The sequence below is a fragment of the Stagnihabitans sp. genome (assembly GCF_964946895.1).
Genome location: NZ_CBBQHX010000028.1, coordinates 43,826 through 61,070, shown reverse-complemented (window position 1 = coordinate 61,070; position 17,245 = coordinate 43,826). Strand labels below are relative to the sequence as shown.

Genomic DNA, 17,245 nt, shown 5'->3' with positions numbered 1-17,245 from the left:
CACGCCACCGAAGGCGGTTGACTCCGCCATCTGCGACGGCTTGAGGCGGCTGATGCAAGACCATGCCGAAGCCCTGGTCGCGGATGGCGGGGATCGGTCGGTCGTAACTGGCCAATCGCTGATCGCAGCCTATGACGCGGCCTGCCCATGAGACGGCGGCACAGACCCTTCTATCGTCGCTGGCTTTGGCGCTGGTGAAATCCCCCACCTGAAAGGATCTGCGATGTCCAAAAGTGACACGTTCGAAAACGATTGGCTGAAGCTGATCTTCCAAGGCACTGGCATCGCCAACCTGGCCGACAATGCCGCAACCTCGCCCCTGACGTCGCTGTTTGTCGCCCTGCATACTGCAGACCCGGGCGAGGCGGGCACGCAAGCCACCAGCGAGGCCAGTTATACCGGCTATGCCCGGGTTGCGGTGGCCCGCAGTTCGGGCGGCTGGACCGTTACGGGCAATTCGGTCAGCCCCGCAGCCCCGATCGATTTCCCGGTCTGCACGGCGGGGACGAACACGCTGACCTATTGGTCGGTGGGGGTCGCAAGCTCGGGGGCGACAAAGATCCTCTACTCCGGCGCGCTCTCTGCCTCGATCAGCGCCGCCGTCAACATCATTCCGCGCCTTTCGACCGCATCAACCATTACGGAGGACTGAGCCATGGGCCAGCGCTATTCTGCAACCAAAGTCGGCACGGCCTTGTCCACCACTGCGGATTCGATGACGATCACGGCGCCGTCGACCCGTGCCCTGAAAATCTCGGAAATCCGGGTCTATGGCCAAGGCACGACGTCGGCCGCTAACGAAATTCTGGTCGCACGCTCGACCGGTGGCGCCACGCCGGTGGCGATCACACCGCAGCCTTTGGCGTCGCAATCGGGGGCTGCGGCGTCGACCGTGGCGGGCAGCTGGACGACCCAGCCGACCTTGGGCGTGACGTTGCGCCGGATCGGCGTCAACTCAAACGGGGCATATTCGCCGTTGGTCTTCATGCCCGGCACGGAAATTGAAGTACCGCCGTCCGGTCAGATTTCGCTGCGGTCCGCGGTTGGTACGGGCTCGGTCACGATCGAAGTGATCTTCGAGGAAATCGGCTGATCTAGGAGCGGCCAATGGCGTTCTATTTTGTCAACGATGGCACTGTCGATACGGCAGTCGCCTTCGGCGAAGATGACGCCCAACTGGTCTGGGCCACGCTGGCGGCCCAGTTTTATGCGGTCCTGACGGATGTCTATCCCGCCGATACAACCCCACCCGTCCTGCAGCCCGTCTATGCACAGCAGGACCCGGGCGCAGATGATCTGGGGCGGTTCACCGTCTATCTGAGCGCCTGGTCCTATGAGCCGCAGCCCAGCTGGACGCTGGAAGATGCCCAGACCATCGCCAGCGCAGACGGCTCCTCAGTCGGAGCGGGGGCCGCGTCGGGCGCTGCGCTGGCGATTGGGACCGCAAATGCCACCGGCGCCGGAAGCGCGACGGTGCAGGGCGCGGCGATCGGGATCGCATCGACGCAGGGGCTCGCGGCAGGCAGTGCAACGGTGCAGGCCCTCGCATTCACGATTGTGCCTGGCATCGGGACAGTGACCGGCCTGTCGATCATCGCGGGTCAATCGCAAGGCATCAGCATTGCACAAGCCACGGCGGCTGGCATCGGATTCTCGCTGGTGAACCCTCTCGTGGTGTGGCAGACATCCGGGGTCGCGGCCGGGATGGCGCAGCTCGTCGGGGATGGCCAAGGCATTTCGACGGTGGTCGATACGCCAGACGTGATCCTGGCTGGGGTCTATCGACACGTCGCATTGCCCGGCACGTGGCGACAGAGTTCCGTTGCCGGCATGTTTTCCGCACCAGCGGCGATTGGCGGCGCCTATCAGCGTCCAGCGATCGCCGCCGCCGTTACAAATATCCAGATTCCCGGCCATTGGAGGGTGCATGAATGATACGCATCAGGTCGACGGGATCGACTTCCTGTGCAGCCCGATCACGTTTGATGATGGCACGGCCTCAACGCTGGTCGGGGGCACGGTCAAGGCCTATGCCCGCCACTCCAGCGGTGCGCCGTCCTATGTCGGCAGCGTCACGGATATTCAGGCGACATCCTGCCGTGTGACGTTTGCGGGCGGGATGGTGGTTGGTACCTACACCGTACAGGTGATCGCGACCCCTGCGGGCTACCAGCCCCAGACGATCAGCGAGAGCCAATGGCGGGTAGATGCATCGTTCGGCGCCGCCTGACCCTGAGCAATCCAGCGCAACGCCCGGAGACCCGCAAGCCCCGCCTCGGTTCGCGCCGGGGCGGGGCTTTTGTCATTTCTGGCGAGACCGAATCCGGAACACCCTTCGGGACTTTCTTCGGGACTCGCTGTCCCAAAAGGGCCAAAGCTGGGCGAAGTTGGCAGAGTGTTCTATTTTCTCTTATCTGTAAACTAAGCCTATAACGCGAAATTTGTGCAACGATTACAGAATCTTGCTTATGATTTGATTGGAGCGGGTGAAGGGAATCGAACCCTCGTATTCAGCTTGGGAAGCTGCTGCTCTGCCATTGAGCTACACCCGCGACGGATGCACAGGTAATTCAGCCACAGCCCCTCGTCAAGCCGTGAAGAAGCCCGCAGCTTGCGCCAGTGCACGCTTGTCGTTCTGCCACTGGCCCGGCGCGTTGGCGTCAACCAGAAGTGCGCCGCCCCACCCCATGCCCAGATAGTCCGACGCAAGCCTGAGCCCGGTGATCGCAGGTGCCAGCTCCGCCGGCGATGAGCCGGCGTGCGACATCACCAGCCACATCCGCTTTCGGGCCATCGCAGCCTTGAAGTCGTAAGCAGGCACGCGCATCCAATGCGACCAATGGTCAAGGTATGACTTGGCCGGGGCCGGCAGCCCGTACCAGTACAGCGGGGCCACCATCACGATATCGCTGGCGGCCAGCGTCGCCTCGGCCAGATCCTTCGCGACGCCCACTGGGGCAGCATAGCCTGCACCACCATGGCGCAGGTCAACAAACGGCTCCAGCGCCGGCGCCGTCAAATCGCGCCAATCCTGCGCGGCCTCTGGCAGGAACGCGGCGGCCAAGCGGGCCACGGCCTGCGCATTGCCTTCCGGCCGGGCACTCGATTGCAGGAACAGAAAGTGGCGCGGCATCGGCAGGCTCCTTGATTTTCGCAAAGCCTAGCGCAAGCGGCAGCCCCCGCAAGCCCAAGTGGCCCCCGGAGCGATCCGGGGGCCTTCGGCATGACGCGGTGACAGGGGGGAGCTGCGGTTCCACGCCACGGCCATGGGTCTGGCGACGCGAAAGCGGTCACATCTTGGGCAGCAGCACCGTGTCGATCACATGGATGACGCCGTTCGATTGCTTGACGTCGGCGATGGTGACGGTGGCAGTGTTGCCCTGCTCGTCGGTGATCAGAACCTTGCCATCCTTGGTCGAGGCGGTCAGCAGGCAGCCGCCCACGGTCTTGATCACATGCTTGCCGCCATCGGCTTGGATCATGCCCAGAACCGTATCGGCCATCGCATTGGCCGCCACAACGTGGCAGGTCAGAACCTTGACCAGCATGTCATGGTTTTCCGGCTTCAGCAGGTTTTCCACCGTGCCGGCGGGCAGCTTGGCGAAGGCCTCGTTGGTCGGGGCAAAGACGGTGAACGGACCCGGACCGGACAGCGTGTCGACCAGACCCGCCGCCTTGACCGCCGCCACCAGCGTGGTGTGATCTTTCGAGTTCACCGCGTTCTGCACGATATTCTTGGTCTCCAGCATCGGCGCGCCGCCCACCATCGGGTTTTCGGCAAAGGCCATGCCAGCGGTCAAAGCGGTCAGCGATACGGCGAGCGACAGAATGATCTTCTTCATGATGGTCTTCCTCTGGGGTCAAAGGAGGCGGGTTCATTCCCGCCTCTCTGTAGGAAGAACGGGACCAAAGGGGCGGAAGTTTCAGGGCTTGCGAAAAATCACGCTCTCGTGATCATTTTTCTGTCGGGCCCGATGAAACCGTCCGAACTGCCCTCATTCATCTAGGCTCAAATATCCCACGGGAGGTCTGGAGGGTGTGAAACCCTCCAGCGCCCGCCAAACGCCCGCGGCTTGCCGCACGACAAGATCGGCAGTCTGCCGGGGCCCTGGCCTTCAGACCTTGATCAGCGCGCCCTTGGCCACGATCGGTCCGGTGGGTTTGCCAGTGGGCGAGCCGCCCGGCGGCTCCAGCGTCACGGCCAGAACGGCCCCCGCCGTGGCTTGCGGCAACGAGATCGTCTCGCCTCCGGCCGGGATCACCCCCAGCGACACCGGCGGGTCATTGCCCGCGATGATCCACAATTCATGGCTATGCGCCGCATCCGGGACCGAGCCAGCCACCCGGGTGATGGTCAGCCGGCCCTGCGTGATCACGGCGGCATATTGCAAGGCCCCCTGATCGGCAGCCAGCGTCGCTGTCAGCTCCGGCTTGGGTGGCGTCAGTGCCAGATAGGCGACCAGTGCCACCGAGGCGACCAGAACCCCGCCCCACAGCCGCACATCCGCCCACCAGCTGCGCGCCTTGGCAACCGGGAACAACCGCGCCTCGATCTTGGGCAGAAGGTCGGGCAAGGGGGCAGGGGCGAAATCTTCGTTCAACCCCGACAGCCGTTCTTCCCAGTCGGCCACGCGTGAGGCGAGCGTGGGGTCGGTCTTTAACCGGATTTCGACCGCCATGCGCTCTTCCAGCGCCAGCGCACCCAGAACGTATTCTGCCGCCAGCAGATCGTCCTCGTCATCAGGAAGGGGGGGCAACGGGCTCATGCCTCCATGCACTCCCGCAGTTTGAGCAGGCTGCGCCGCAGCCAGGTCCGCAGGGTGTTCAAAGGCACGTCAAAGCGGGCGGCAAGATCCAGATAGGACTGGCCGTCCAGATAGGCACCGCGCAGCATGGCCGCGCGGTCCGGCTCCAGCGTCCCAAAGCAATCGCCGATCCGACGCGCCTCGCCCAGCGCCACCATGCGGGTTTCGGCGCGCGGGGCCGTGTCGGGTGCCTGCTCCATCGCCAGATCATCCGAGACATGGTCATGCCGGGCCCGGATCCGGTCGATGGCATGGTTGCGCGCAAGGGCGATCAGCCAGGTCATGCCACGGCCCTTGGCGGCATCGAACCGCCCCGCCCTGAGCCATACCCGTGTGAAAACCTCTTGCAACGCATCCTCCGCCTCGGCCCTTGTGCCAAGCATACGGATCAGCACACCCATAAGTTTCGCGCCCGCGTCAGAGTAAAGCTGACGGAAGGCCACACGATCCTGTGCGGCCACAGCCAGAAGAAGCTCCGCTATCGGATCATCGCTCATGGGGTCACTATCGGGCAAGTGTCGGTCCAAAGGAAGCCAGAAGCAGAGTTAGGCCGCAGATTCTCGCGGGCAAGGCCCAAGGGGCGGAGGCGGTGTGCCGTCAGAATGCCAGCCCGCATCCAATCCCGCCGCCGCACCCGTGGTAGGCCGCTGGAGGGTTTCACACCCTCCAGACCACCCGTGGGATATTTGCCAACAGATGAATTGGGACGAGGCGCGCCTTGGGGTGGTGATCTTTACCCGCGCCGCCGCCTGCGGCCGCCGTCACCGCCCTGACTTGCCGTGTTGAAGCTGACGTCCGGCAGGGCGTCCAGATGCGGGAACAGGTCCACCGCATTCGGAATGGCCGAGGCATTGACGAAATGCTCCTGAAAGCGAGGCTCGATGGCGGTTTCGACCTTGTGGATGTCGTGCACCACCGACTCGATGGTGTTGCGGGCGGTGCGGTTGCACAGGGCAATTCTTGCGCCCGTGCCCGCCGCATTGCCCGCCGAGATCACCTTGTCTAGCGCCGCGTCCGGGATCATCCCCAGCGTCATCGCATGTTTGGGCGAGATATGGGCGCCAAAGGCCCCGGCCAGAACCACGCGGTCGACCGAGGTCACGCCCATCTCGTCCATCAGCAGCTTTGCCCCGGCGTAAAGTGCGGCCTTGGCCAGTTGGATGGCGCGGATATCGCCTTGCGTGACCAGAATCCGCGGCCCGCCTTCGGACGTGCCATCGTGCAGCACATAGGAATGCGTGCGGCCCTCGGCCACGCAGCGTTCGGTCCCGGTCTGATCCGGTCCGCCGATCAAGCCGCCTTGATCGACAAGGCCCGCCATCCGCATCTCTGCCACCGCTTCGATGATGCCCGAACCGCAGATGCCGGTGACACCCGAGCCCGCAACGGCCGCCGCAAAGCCCGGATCGGTTGACCAAAGGTCCGACCCGATCACCTTGAAGCGCGGCGCCTTGGTGACCGGATCAATCTCGACCCGTTCGATGGCGCCGGGTGCCGCACGTTGGCCGCTGGAAATCTGGGCGCCCTCAAAGGCCGGACCCGTGGGGCTGGAGCAGGCCAGCACCCGGTGTTCGTTGCCCAAGAGAAGTTCGGCGTTGGTGCCCACATCAACAATCAGCACCATATCCTTGGATTTGTTCGGCTCTTCGGCCAAAGCCACGGCGGCGCAATCGGCCCCCACATGGCCCGCGATGCACGGCAGCACATAGACCCGTGCCGTGCGGTTGACGGCCGTCAGATCCAATTCCTTGGCGTCAAAGCTGAGCGAGCCGGATGTGGCGAGCGCGAAAGGCGCTTGGCCCAGTTCGACCGGGTCGATCCCCAAAAGCAGATGGTGCATGACCGGGTTGCAGACGAAGACCAGTTCGTAGATCGCAGACGCTTCCATCTGAGCCTCGGCCGCGATTTCCTTGACCAGCGTGTTGATCGAGGCACGCACCGCCGCCGTCATTTCCACGTCACCGCCCGGGTTCATCATCGCATAGGACACCCGGCTCATCAGGTCTTCGCCAAAGCGGATCTGCGGGTTCATCACGCCAGCCGAGGCGAGGACCTTGCCATCGGTCAGGTCGCACAGATGCGCCGCGATGGTGGTGGACCCAAGGTCAATCGCCAGCCCCAACAGCGGACCCTCGTGGAATCCCGGCCAGATGTCGAGCATGTGGTAGAGGGAATCGTGGTTGCCCTTGTTCAGCGCGACGGTGATCTTCCACTGGCCCTTGCGCAAAGCGGGCTGCAAACGGCGCAGCAGCGAAAGTTCGGCCTCGACCCCCTCGATCTGCCATTGCGCGGTCAGGGCGCGCTTGACGCGTTCGAAGTCGCCGGTTGGCTCGTGCATGTCGGGTTCGTCGACGTCGATGTAGTAAAGCCGGGTGGCCGGGTCCATCGCGATGACGCGGTCAGAGGCGGACTTGCGGATCACCTGCTTGTGGACCTGCGATTCCGGCGGGACGTCGACGATGATGTCGCCCATCACCTTGGCCTGACAGCCCAGCCGTCGCCCGTCGATCATGCCGCGGATGCGCTTGTAGCGCGCCTCGACCTCGTTCCACTCGGTCAGGGCATCGGAGGCCACCGTCACGCCATGCTTGGGGAATTCACCATAGCCGGGCGTGATCTGGCACTTGGAGCAGATGCCGCGCCCGCCACAGACCGAATCCAGATCGACGCCCAATTGCCGGGCGGCGGTGAGGATCGGCGTGCCATGGGCAAAGCGCCCGCGCTTGCCAGAGGGCGTGAAAATCACCAGCGCATCTTCGGCGGCAGCCCCAATCGTGTCGGCGGTCATGGTCTTCTCCTGCAGGATGAAGGCTTTTTAGGCCGGATGGCGCCAGCGGCAAGGGCTGAATGCGGCAGGGAAGGGTCAAGCTGCGGCATTTGGGCGCAAGGTGACCCGGGGCGGCGCTCTGCGGACCCGGCTGGGAGGGTTTCACACCCTCCCAGACCCTCCCGTGGGATATTTGGACCTGGATGAAATGGGAAGAGAAGGGTGGAGCAGGGGCTGGTAGCCGGCGCGCAAGGTAGCGAGGGTGGGGGCGGGGGTCATGACCTGCACCGGGCCTGTCGGGCGGGGGACGGGCGCGAGATAGCCTTCCGGGCGATAGGGATAGGCGTTGGGGCCCAGCAGAAGGTGAGGGGTATCCAATGCGATGAAGGTGCCATCGGGCAAGGGATCGGCTTGGGCTTGGTGCAGCCGCTGGTCGCGCTGCGGCGTCAGGCGGTGGGCATGCAGGTGGGCGTCGATCTCGGCGGCTTTGGTGCCGGGCAGGGCGGCTGCCGCCCATGCGGCGCGAAAGGCGCGATAGGCGGCCCGGCGGCAGGTCGCGCAGGGCCGGTGGCCTGAGGCAAGGGCGGTTGCCTCGTCGAGGAAGAACAGTTCGGTCCAGGACCGGCCCGTCATCGGGGTACGGCGCAGGCCCTTATACTCCAGCGTGCAGCAGATCCACGCCTTGCACGTCCAGCGGTGGCGCAGGGTCTGGTCTGTGTTATGCAGGATGCCGCGGTTACCGGTCAGCGTGCCGCGGGCCGCGATGGCCACGATGCGCTGATCGGGCAGGACGCGGTTCTGAAGCGGCATCACACGAACGCGCGCACGACCTGTTCCACCATGCTGACATCGGCCTGCGTGCAATCAAACTGACCGACCTGTACCCGAATCACGTAGCGACCCTGATGGCGGGTCTGGGTCAGATAGACCCGGCCATCGTCGTTGATGCGCATCAAAAGCGCCTCGGTGGCGGCATCATCGGACAGGGCGAAGGTGAAGAGCGACAGGGAAGGATGCGTGACGATGTCCACCCCCGGCAAGTGCTGCAGGGCCGCTGCCAGTTCGCGCGCCCAGGTCACATGGTTGCGGATTCGGGCGCGCAGCCCCTCCAGCCCATAGGCGCGCAGGGTGAACCACAGTTTCAACGCCCGGAAGCGACGACCCAGCGGCACGGTCCACTCGTTGAAGTTCACCACCTCTTCGCGTCCAGCCGTTTCCAGATAGGACGGACGCAGGCCCAGCGTCTTGACCTGCGGGGTGGGGTCGCGCAGGAACTGCACCGCGCAATCGAATTGCGCGCCCAGCCATTTGTGCGGGTTGAAGACGATGGAATCGGCCCCCTCGACCCCGGCCCAGAGGTCCCGAAATTCCGGGCAGATCATCGCGGACCCGGCCCAGGCCGCATCGACATGCACCGGCAGGCCGTGGGATTTGGCCACTGCGATACAGTCGGCCATCCGGTCGAAGGCGCCCACCGCCGTGCCGCCCGCGCAAAGGACGACTCCGATGGGCGTGTAACCCGCGGCACGGTCGGCGCAGATGGCAGCGTCCAGCGCCTGCGGCCGCATCGACAGGCTGGTGTCGGTGGCAACCTTGACAAGGTTGGCCTGTCCGATCCCGGCGATCCGCACCGCCTTGTCGACCGAGGAATGCGTCTCGGCGCTGGCATAAAGCCGCAGCCGGGGGTGTGCGGACAGACCCTCGGTCAGGCCGGCCCAGTCAAGCGCCTGTTCGCGCATGGTCAGGATGGCGGAAAGGGTTGCCGTGGTGGCGCTGTCGTGGATCGTGCCGGTGAAGTCTTGGGGCAGGCCAAGCGATTGGCGCAGCCAGTCAATCATCACCTGTTCAATCTCGGTCACCGCCGGAGAGGTTTGCCATAGCATCCCCTGTGCCGCAATCGCATTGGCCAGCTGTTCGGCCAGCATCGAGGCGGGCGAGGCATTGGCCGGGAAATAGGCAAAGAAGCGCGGGTGCTGCCAATGGGTCAGGCCCGGTGGCACGATGCGTTCGAAATCGGCGAAGATCGTCTCGATCGCCTCGGGCGCTTCTGGCGGTGCGGTGGGCAACTGGCTTGCGATGGCCTTGGGCACCAAGGGCGCGCGGACGGGGCGGTCGCGCAGGCCGGCATGGTAATCATGTGCCCAATCGGCGGCCCGTTTGGACCAGATGCGCAGCTCGTCGTGGTTCATGGCAGGACTCCCGTTTGCACCCGATCAAGGCAGAGGGGGGCGCGAATGGCAAGGGGGCCTCAGCCGGGTGGCGACCAGGCCCCCAATGTGGCCTGCAGCCTTTTCGGCAAGCTGCCCCGGATCACGCCGTAAGAGATGCGAATGCGGAAGGCCAATTCGTCCTCTTCCGCCAGATCGAAGGGGATGCGGACCCAGCTTGCGTGCAGGTAGGGTGCGCGCACCGCGCGGCCCAGATCGATCAGCAGGGCTGCCGTCTCGGTGTCGGGGCATTTGACGCTGAGGCCGTTCCCCTCACTCGCCCCCACCACCGCAAACAGTTTGCCCCCGACCTTCCACGCATCATGCCCCCCGCCCCAAGGGTCGGACCAAACGGCCCCGGGCAATGCGTCGCAGGTTTTGTTGACAAGGGCGCGGCTCATTTGGCGCAAGCTTCGGTGGGCGGCGCGGGCAATTCAAGGCAATCGGGAAACAATCGGCGAAAATTGGCGAGGGGCTTGCCGAAATCGTGCCATAATCCTGCGCCATCAAGCGGGACTGATCCAAGACCGCCCTGCCGGTCTGCCCTTACAGGAGTTTGCCATGCCCGTTTCCCGCCGTCTGTTCCTTCTGTCCGCGCTGGCCCTGCCGCTGGCTGCCTGCGGCAGCACCTATGCGACCGATTACACGGCGGGCCCCGCGGCGGATGTGGCCCGGACCTGGCATGTCACGGCGGTGCAGGTCGATGTGCCCAAAAGCCTGACCGTCTCGGAAGAAGCGGCGCTGGTGCCACACGCCGATATCGTCTGGCGCGAGGATGATCCGCAAGGCGACCGGCGGGCGCAGGTGGGCGTGATCCTGCACGATGCCATTGCCCGGGCGGCCATGGGGCTGCATGGGGCGCATCCGGTGATCTTGCAGGTCAAGGTCACCCGTTTTCATGCGCTGACCTTCGAGGCCGAGACGATGCTGTCAGACGCCGGCGTGCACAACATCCAATTCGACATCGCGGTGTTGGATGCCAGGACGGGCACTGTGATCGTGGGCCCTCAGCACATCCAGGCCGATCTGCCCGCCCTGTCAGGTCAGGCCATGAAAGACGCCCGTGCGCGCGGCGAGACGCAGAAGTCGCAGATCTCGGCCCATGTCACGGCGACCATAGCGGGCTGGCTGGGCCTTGGCCCCGATGTGCGGGGCAGCTTCGTGCGTCTGGGGGATTGAGGGCTGCACGATTAAGCCGGACGGGTCCCGCACTTTCCCCTTGGTTTGGCCGCCTTCTTTCGCTAGAAGGCGGCGCATGACGGACAAGCGCATCATCATCGCGTGCTGCATTACCGGCTGACTTTGTCAGGCGGGCCCGTCCTTTCGTCCTCATCCAACGAAACCGGTTCCGCCCGCAGGGGGGACTTTTGGGATTTGGAGGAATGATGGTCACGATCCGTCTGCACAACACGGCCACCCGCGCGAAAGAGGATTTCGCGCCGATCGATCCCTTGAATGTCCGCATGTATGTCTGCGGGCCGACCGTCTATGACCGCGCCCATATTGGCAACGCCCGGCCCGTGGTGGTGTTCGACACGCTGTTCCGCCTGCTGCGCCATGTCTATGGCGCGGACCATGTGACCTATGTCCGCAACTTCACCGATGTCGATGACAAGATCAACGCCACGGCGCAGGCGCGGAAGGCGGCGGGCGATCCGCGCAGCCTGGAAGCCCTGATCCACGAACGCACGGATGAGACCATCGGCTGGTATCACGCCGACATGGACGCCCTGGGTGCCCTGCGCCCCACGCATGAGCCGCGCGCCACCGACTACATCGCCCAGATGATCGCGATGATCGCGGGACTGGTGACCTCGGGGCACGCCTATGCCAAGGATGGTCATGTGCTGTTCCGCGTGCGCTCCTACAAGGACTATGGCGCTTTGTCGGGGCGGTCGGTCGATGACATGATCGCCGGGGCGCGGGTCGAGGTGGCGCCGTTCAAGGAAGCTCCGATGGACTTCGTGCTGTGGAAGCCGTCGGACGCCGATCTGCCGGGTTGGGACAGCCCCTGGGGACGCGGGCGGCCGGGCTGGCACATCGAATGCTCGGCCATGAGCCACGAATTGCTGGGCGCGGCGTTTGACATTCACGGTGGCGGGCTGGACCTGCAATTCCCGCACCACGAAAATGAAATCGCCCAAAGCCACTGCGCCCACCCGGAGGAGGGCTTCGCCAAGGTCTGGATGCACAACGAGATGCTGCAGGTCGAGGGCAAGAAGATGTCCAAGAGCCTCGGCAACTTCTTCACGGTGCGCGACCTGCTGGATCAGGGCATCCCGGGCGAGGTGATCCGGCTGGTGTTTCTGGGCACCCACTACGGCAAACCGATGGACTGGACCTCGGAGAAGGCGGCGCAGGCGGAGGCGACCTTGCGCAAGTGGCGGGGGCTTGTCGCAGGCATCGAGCCTGCGCCAAACCCGCTGCCGGGGGTGATTTCTGCGCTGGCCGATGACCTGAACACGGCAGGTGCGCTGGCCGAACTGCATGCGGCGGCGGGACGGGGCGATTTTGCCGGGCTTGCGGCCTCGGCCCGGGTGATGGGGCTGTTGACGCCGGACCTGGGCGACTGGTTGACCACGGTGGACCTTGCCCCCTATGCGGCGCGCCTGGCGACGCTGCGCGGCCAAGCCATGGCGACGAAGGATTTTTCCGCCGTCGATGCGATGAAGGCCGCGCTGATGGCGGCGGGTGTGGAAGTGCGGATGTCAAAGGCCGGGGTGGACCTGCTGCCCGGCCCGGGCTTTGACGCGGCAAAACTGGAGGCGCTGCAGTGACCAAGTTTTCGACGACCCAGCAGGAGGGCTTTCTGCCCTCCTCGGCCTGCGGCCTCACCTCCCGAGGATATTTGGGCAAATGCGAAGGGGTAAAGGCATGAAAGAGCGGCTTTACCTGTTCGACACCACCCTGCGCGATGGGCAACAGACCCAGGGCGTGCAATTCTCTACCGCCGAAAAGCGCCAGATCGCCGTGGCTTTGGATGCCTTGGGCCTGGATTATATCGAGGGCGGCTGGCCGGGGGCCAACCCGACCGACTCGGAGTTCTTCGCCAATCCGCCGGCGACCCGCGCCACCATGACCGCCTTTGGGATGACCAAGCGGGTCGGGCGCTCGGCCGAGAATGACGATGTGCTGGCGGCGGTGCTGAATGCCGGAACGCCGGCGGTCTGTCTGGTGGGCAAATGCCATGAGTTCCACGTCTCCACTGCCCTGGGCGTGACGCTGGAGGAGAACCGGCAGGCCATCGCCGACAGTTTCGCCCATGTCACCGCCAAGGGCCGCGAGGCGTTGTTTGACGCCGAGCATTTCTTCGACGGCTACAAGGCCAATCCGGCCTATGCCCTGTCGTGCCTGCGCACGGCGCTGGCGGCGGGGGCGCGCTGGCTGGTCTTATGTGACACCAACGGCGGCACCTTGCCGTCAGAGGTCGGGCGCATCGTGGCAGCCGTGATCGCCTCGGGAATTCCGGGTGAAAGACTGGGCATTCATTGCCATGATGACACCGGCAATGCGGTCGCCAATTCGCTGGCGGCGGTCGAAGCGGGCGTGCGCCAGATCCAGGGCACGCTGAACGGCCTGGGCGAGCGCTGCGGCAATGCCAACCTGACGACGCTGATCCCGACGCTGTTGCTGAAAGAGCCTTTTGCCAGCCAGTTCGACACCGGCGTAACCCGCGAGGGGCTGACCGGCCTGCTGCGCGACAGCCGGATGCTGGACGATATCCTGAACCGCGTGCCGCTCAGGCAGGCGCCCTATGTTGGCGCCAGCGCTTTCGCCCACAAGGCGGGGCTGCATGCCAGCGCCATCCTGAAGAACCCCTCGACCTACGAACATGTCGAGCCTTCGGTCGTGGGCAATGCCCGCGTCATCCCGATGAGCAATCAGGCCGGGCAATCGAACCTGCGCGCCCGGTTGTCCGCCATCGGCATCTCGATTGCCGCCGGGGATGAGCGCCTGTCGCGCATTCTGGATGCGGTGAAAGAGCGCGAGGATCAGGGCTATGCCTATGACGGCGCGCAAGCCTCGTTCGAACTGCTGGCGCGGCGCGAACTGGGCCTGTGCCCCAGCTTCTTTCAGGTCAACCGCTACCGGGTGACCGTGGAGCGCCGCCGCGCCTCGACCGGGGCCAATGTCACGCTGTCGGAGGCCGTGGTGGTGGTGAAGATCGGTGATCAGGTGATGATGTCGGTCAGTGACTCGGTCGATGAGACGGGGTCGGACCGGGGCCCGGTCAATGCGCTGTCCAAGGCCCTGGCCAAGGACCTCGGCCCCTATCAGGCGGTGATCGACGATCTGCATCTGGTGGATTTCAAGGTCCGCATCACCAATGGCGGCACCGAGGCGGTAACCCGGGTGATCATCGACAGCGAGGATTCCAACGGCAACCGCTGGAGCACGGTGGGCGTTTCGGCCAATATCGTGGACGCCAGTTTCGAAGCGCTGCTGGACGCCATCACCTGGAAGCTGATCCGCGATGTGGGGCAGGAGGGATGATCCGCACTCTGGGTCTTGGCCTGTTCCTTGGCGCGGCCCATGCGGCCAGCGCCGAGACCGCCATGATCGAGATGACGACCGACGGGGTGTCCGGCACGAGCCTGACGCAGATCTTTGCCGATGGCACGATCCTTCAGGATCAGACGCTGCCGGGCAAGTCCCCGACCCATTTGGTTCGCCACGCGCCCCCGGCCGTCTTCAGCGCCGCCGCAGCCCTGCTGGCCGCAGAGGGCTTGCCGACCAAAGCGGCGCTACCCGATGCCCGTACGGAATGCCTCGTGGCCTTTGCCGAAAGCCTGCGCGCATTGCCGCCGATCGCCGGGTTTGATCAGGCCTCGGCCAGTTGTCCCAATCCGGTGCTTGACAGGCTGATGCTGAAGATCACCCAAATTCTGGCCACACCATGACGCTTGATGCTTGTGCCACCCTTGTCCAGCGCGGCGATCCGGACCGCTTTGCCGCCGTCATGGCGGCGCCCGTGGCGGCGCGGGCCAAACTGCTGCCGCTCTACGCCTTCAACCTTGAGGTCGCTCGCGCGCCTTGGATGACCGAACAGCCGCTGATCGCCGAGATGCGCCTGCAGTTCTGGCGTGACATGCTGACCGCCCGGACGCCCCGCGCCCATGAGGTGGCCGGCCCGCTGCATGGCCTGCTGCAGGCGACCCCCGGCCTTGCCGCCCTGCTGGACAGCGTGATCGAGGCCCGCCGCCATGATATCACGCGAGAACCTTTCGCCTCGGACAGCGCCTTTGACGCCTATATCGAGGGCACCTCGGCCACACTTCTGTGGGCTGCAGCCCGAACGCTTGGCGCTGCCGCAGAGGCCGAAACCGGGTTTCGCGCGCTTGGCTGGGCCTCGGGTCTGGCGAATTACCTGCGCGCCGTGCCCGTGCTTGCCGCCCGCAACCTGCAGCCGCTGGTCGATACGGATCCCAAGGCGCTGCGCATTCTGGCAGCCGAGGGCATAAACCACCTGACCATCGCCCGCCATCACCGCCGCAGCTTCGGCAGCTCGGCCCCGGCAGCCTTGGCCGCATGGTCGGCAGCCCCGCTTCTGCGTCAGGCCCATGACAACCCGACCCGCGTGGCCGAGGGCACGCTGGCCCTGTCGGAATTCGCGCGGCGCGGTGGTCTGGTCTGGATGGCTTTGACAGGGCGGTTCTAGCCGCGCTCTGCCTACTCCAGCCGCCGGGTGAACCGGACCGAGGTGTTGCCCATGGGCTGATAGCCCAGCCGCTGGTAATATTCCTGCGCCGCCCAGTTGCCGGGATGGGTGCCGATGATCAGATAGCGGCAACCCAGATCGCGCCCCATGGCTTCCGCCGCCCGCACAAGGGCCGTGCCGATCCCCAGACGCCGCACGGGCTCGGCCACGAACAGGTGGTGCAAGTCCAGCCCGCGCTCACCGTAGCCCAGCCGCGCCAAAGGCAGCAGGGCCGCATAGCCCACCAATGCCCCGCCCAGTTCCGCCACCCGCGTGCGAAACCACGGCGGATCACCTAGGAAATCGCGCTGCACCGTCGCGGGTGTCACTCGGGGCACATCCCTGTGATAGCGCGTCAGCGCCTCCACCATGGCCAGCAGCCCCGGCGCATCGGCCGCCACGGGCGTGCGGATCACCAATTCCTCTACCATGCCAAGGCTCCTTCCACCGCCATCTTGCCCCAGGTTTACAGGAAAGCAAAAGGGGCCGGGTTTCCCCCCCGGCCCCCCCATTCATCCAGGCGCAAATATCCCCGCCGGAGGCTTCCCCGGCGTCAGGATCCGTCACCCCATCAACGCCGCGACACCGGGCAGGTCCTTGCCCTCCATCCACTCCAGAAAGGCGCCGCCCGCGGTCGAGATGAAGGTGAAATCCGCCGCCGCCCCGGCATGGTTCAGGGCTGAAACCGTATCGCCGCCGCCCGCGACCGAGACGAGTTTGCCAGCCTTGGTCAGCGCCGCTGCCACCCGCGCCGCGGCCGTGGTCGCCGCATCGAAGGGGGCGATTTCGAAGGCCCCCAGCGGGCCGTTCCAGATCAGCGTCCGGCAGGCTTCGAACACCTTGGTCAGTTCGGCCACCGTTGCCGGGCCCGCGTCGAGAATCATCTGATCGGTCGGGCAATCCGTGACGGCCACGACCGTGTTGGCCGCGCCGGCCCTGAACTCGCCCGCAACCACCACATCCACCGGCAAGTGGATGGTGCAGCCCGCAGCCTTGGCCTTGGCGACAATCTCAAGGGCTGTCGGCGCCATGTCGCGCTCGGCCAAAGATTTGCCGACCTCGAAACCCTGCGCGACCAGGAAGGTGTTGGCCATGCCGCCGCCGATCACCAGATGATCGACCTTGGTCACAAGGTTGCCCAGCAGTTCCAGCTTGGTTGAAACCTTGGCCCCGCCGACCACGGCCACCACAGGACGCACGGGCGTGCCCAGCGCCGCTTCCAGCGCCTTCAGTTCCGCTTCCATCAGGCGGCCCGCAGCGGCGGGCAGCAGACGGGCCAAAGCCTCGGTCGAGGCATGGGCGCGGTGGGCGGCCGAAAAGGCGTCATTGACGAAAATATCACCCAAAGCTGCCAGTTGGGCGGCAAAGGCCGGGTCATTCTTCTCTTCGCCCGCGTGAAAGCGGGTGTTTTCCAAAAGAACCACGTCGCCCTGCGCCGCACTGGCAATCGCCGCGACAGCCAAGGGCCCCACGCAATCGGCCCCGAAGATCACCTTGCGCCCCAACGAGGCTTCGACGGCGCCGCGAATGCGACCGAGGCTCATCTCGGGCACGACCTTGCCTTTCGGGCGGTCGAAGTGGGCCAGCAGCACCACCTTGCCGCCGCGCGCGATGATATCCTCCACGGTCGGGCGGATCTTGTCGATGCGGGTGGTGTCGGTGACGGCATCGCCCTCCATCGGCACGTTGATGTCCACGCGGGTCAAAACGGTCTTGCCCGCCAGCGCCACGTCGTCAATCGTCTTCCAGGCCATCTTTGCCTCCTGTC

At 65.3% G+C, this 17,245-nt stretch carries 19 protein-coding genes and 1 tRNA gene; 9 read left to right on the top strand and 11 right to left on the bottom strand.

Features of this window, described 5'->3' with window-relative positions; genetic code table 11:
• The first annotated feature begins 223 nt into the window (after positions 1-223).
• Genes AC1Y2B_RS16640 through AC1Y2B_RS16625 form a run of 4 tightly spaced genes read left to right on the top strand, consistent with a single transcriptional unit; the run spans position 224 to position 2,230 of the window.
• Complete coding sequence (locus AC1Y2B_RS16640; protein WP_482254233.1) at positions 224-652, top strand: phage tail fiber protein; 429 nt, start codon at positions 224-226, stop codon at positions 650-652.
• Positions 653-655: 3 nt separating this feature from the next.
• Positions 656-1,093, top strand: coding sequence for a hypothetical protein (locus AC1Y2B_RS16635; protein WP_482254232.1), 438 nt, complete (start codon positions 656-658; stop codon positions 1,091-1,093).
• Positions 1,094-1,107: 14 nt separating this feature from the next.
• Positions 1,108-1,935 (top strand): hypothetical protein, encoded by an 828-nt coding sequence (locus tag AC1Y2B_RS16630; protein WP_482254231.1) that lies wholly within the window; start codon positions 1,108-1,110, stop codon positions 1,933-1,935.
• Positions 1,928-2,230, top strand: coding sequence for a hypothetical protein (locus AC1Y2B_RS16625; RefSeq protein WP_482254230.1), 303 nt, complete (start codon positions 1,928-1,930; stop codon positions 2,228-2,230). The genes AC1Y2B_RS16630 and AC1Y2B_RS16625 overlap by 8 nt, the downstream gene beginning before the upstream one ends.
• 248 nt (positions 2,231-2,478) lie before the next feature.
• Here AC1Y2B_RS16625 and AC1Y2B_RS16620 read toward each other — a convergent pair.
• The 9 genes from AC1Y2B_RS16620 to AC1Y2B_RS16580 form a co-directional block, all read right to left on the bottom strand.
• Positions 2,479-2,552: transfer RNA gene (locus AC1Y2B_RS16620), tRNA-Gly, on the bottom strand.
• A 35-nt stretch (positions 2,553-2,587) separates the two neighbouring features.
• Positions 2,588-3,133 (bottom strand): NAD(P)H-dependent oxidoreductase, encoded by a 546-nt coding sequence (locus tag AC1Y2B_RS16615; RefSeq protein ID WP_482254229.1) that lies wholly within the window; start codon positions 3,131-3,133, stop codon positions 2,588-2,590.
• A 157-nt stretch (positions 3,134-3,290) separates the two neighbouring features.
• Positions 3,291-3,842 carry a fasciclin domain-containing protein gene (locus tag AC1Y2B_RS16610; protein WP_482254228.1) on the bottom strand — a complete coding sequence of 184 codons (552 nt, stop codon included), beginning with the start codon at positions 3,840-3,842 and terminating at the stop codon, positions 3,291-3,293.
• A 273-nt stretch (positions 3,843-4,115) separates the two neighbouring features.
• Positions 4,116-4,766: an anti-sigma factor gene (locus AC1Y2B_RS16605; protein ID WP_482254227.1), complete on the bottom strand. Its 651-nt coding sequence runs from the start codon at positions 4,764-4,766 to the stop codon at positions 4,116-4,118.
• Positions 4,763-5,302 (bottom strand): sigma-70 family RNA polymerase sigma factor, encoded by a 540-nt coding sequence (locus AC1Y2B_RS16600; RefSeq protein ID WP_482254226.1) that lies wholly within the window; start codon positions 5,300-5,302, stop codon positions 4,763-4,765. The genes AC1Y2B_RS16605 and AC1Y2B_RS16600 overlap by 4 nt, the downstream gene beginning before the upstream one ends.
• Before the next feature lie 236 nt (positions 5,303-5,538).
• Complete coding sequence (locus tag AC1Y2B_RS16595) at positions 5,539-7,593, bottom strand: ASKHA domain-containing protein (RefSeq protein ID WP_482254225.1); 2,055 nt, start codon at positions 7,591-7,593, stop codon at positions 5,539-5,541.
• A 141-nt stretch (positions 7,594-7,734) separates the two neighbouring features.
• Entirely contained in the window at positions 7,735-8,382 is a 648-nt protein-coding gene (locus AC1Y2B_RS16590) for a hypothetical protein (RefSeq protein WP_482254224.1), read from the bottom strand.
• Entirely contained in the window at positions 8,382-9,761 is a 1,380-nt protein-coding gene (locus AC1Y2B_RS16585; protein WP_482254223.1) for a pyridoxal phosphate-dependent decarboxylase family protein, read from the bottom strand. Before AC1Y2B_RS16585 ends, AC1Y2B_RS16590 begins: the two co-directional genes overlap by 1 nt.
• A 59-nt stretch (positions 9,762-9,820) precedes the next feature.
• Positions 9,821-10,180, bottom strand: coding sequence for an MmcQ/YjbR family DNA-binding protein (locus AC1Y2B_RS16580; protein ID WP_482254222.1), 360 nt, complete (start codon positions 10,178-10,180; stop codon positions 9,821-9,823).
• A gap of 160 nt (positions 10,181-10,340) precedes the next feature.
• Between AC1Y2B_RS16580 and AC1Y2B_RS16575 the strand changes: the two genes are divergently transcribed.
• The 5 genes from AC1Y2B_RS16575 to AC1Y2B_RS16555 all read left to right on the top strand — a co-directional run bounded on the left by AC1Y2B_RS16575 (position 10,341) and on the right by AC1Y2B_RS16555 (position 15,438).
• The gene (locus tag AC1Y2B_RS16575) at positions 10,341-10,958 is read left to right on the top strand and encodes a DUF6778 family protein (protein WP_482254221.1); all 618 of its coding nucleotides are present in this window, start codon (positions 10,341-10,343) and stop codon (positions 10,956-10,958) included.
• A 206-nt stretch (positions 10,959-11,164) separates the two neighbouring features.
• Positions 11,165-12,556 (top strand): cysteine--tRNA ligase, encoded by a 1,392-nt coding sequence (cysS, locus tag AC1Y2B_RS16570; protein ID WP_482254220.1) that lies wholly within the window; start codon positions 11,165-11,167, stop codon positions 12,554-12,556.
• Between the two features lie 97 nt (positions 12,557-12,653).
• Positions 12,654-14,273, top strand: coding sequence for a citramalate synthase (gene cimA, locus AC1Y2B_RS16565; RefSeq protein WP_482254219.1), 1,620 nt, complete (start codon positions 12,654-12,656; stop codon positions 14,271-14,273).
• Complete coding sequence (locus tag AC1Y2B_RS16560) at positions 14,270-14,680, top strand: hypothetical protein (RefSeq protein ID WP_482254218.1); 411 nt, start codon at positions 14,270-14,272, stop codon at positions 14,678-14,680. Before cimA ends, AC1Y2B_RS16560 begins: the two co-directional genes overlap by 4 nt.
• On the top strand, positions 14,677-15,438 hold the full coding sequence (locus AC1Y2B_RS16555) for a squalene/phytoene synthase family protein (protein WP_482254217.1): 762 nt from the start codon (positions 14,677-14,679) through the stop codon (positions 15,436-15,438). The genes AC1Y2B_RS16560 and AC1Y2B_RS16555 overlap by 4 nt, the downstream gene beginning before the upstream one ends.
• An 11-nt stretch (positions 15,439-15,449) precedes the next feature.
• Here the strand turns inward: AC1Y2B_RS16555 and AC1Y2B_RS16550 are convergent, their stop codons facing one another.
• Both AC1Y2B_RS16550 and AC1Y2B_RS16545 read right to left on the bottom strand, forming a co-directional pair.
• Positions 15,450-15,908, bottom strand: a complete 459-nt coding sequence (locus AC1Y2B_RS16550) for a GNAT family N-acetyltransferase (protein ID WP_482254216.1) — start codon at positions 15,906-15,908, stop codon at positions 15,450-15,452.
• Positions 15,909-16,040: 132 nt separating this feature from the next.
• A complete protein-coding gene (locus tag AC1Y2B_RS16545; RefSeq protein WP_482254215.1) occupies positions 16,041-17,231 on the bottom strand; it encodes a phosphoglycerate kinase in 1,191 nt (396 codons plus the stop codon).
• Between the last annotated feature and the right edge of the window lie 14 nt (positions 17,232-17,245).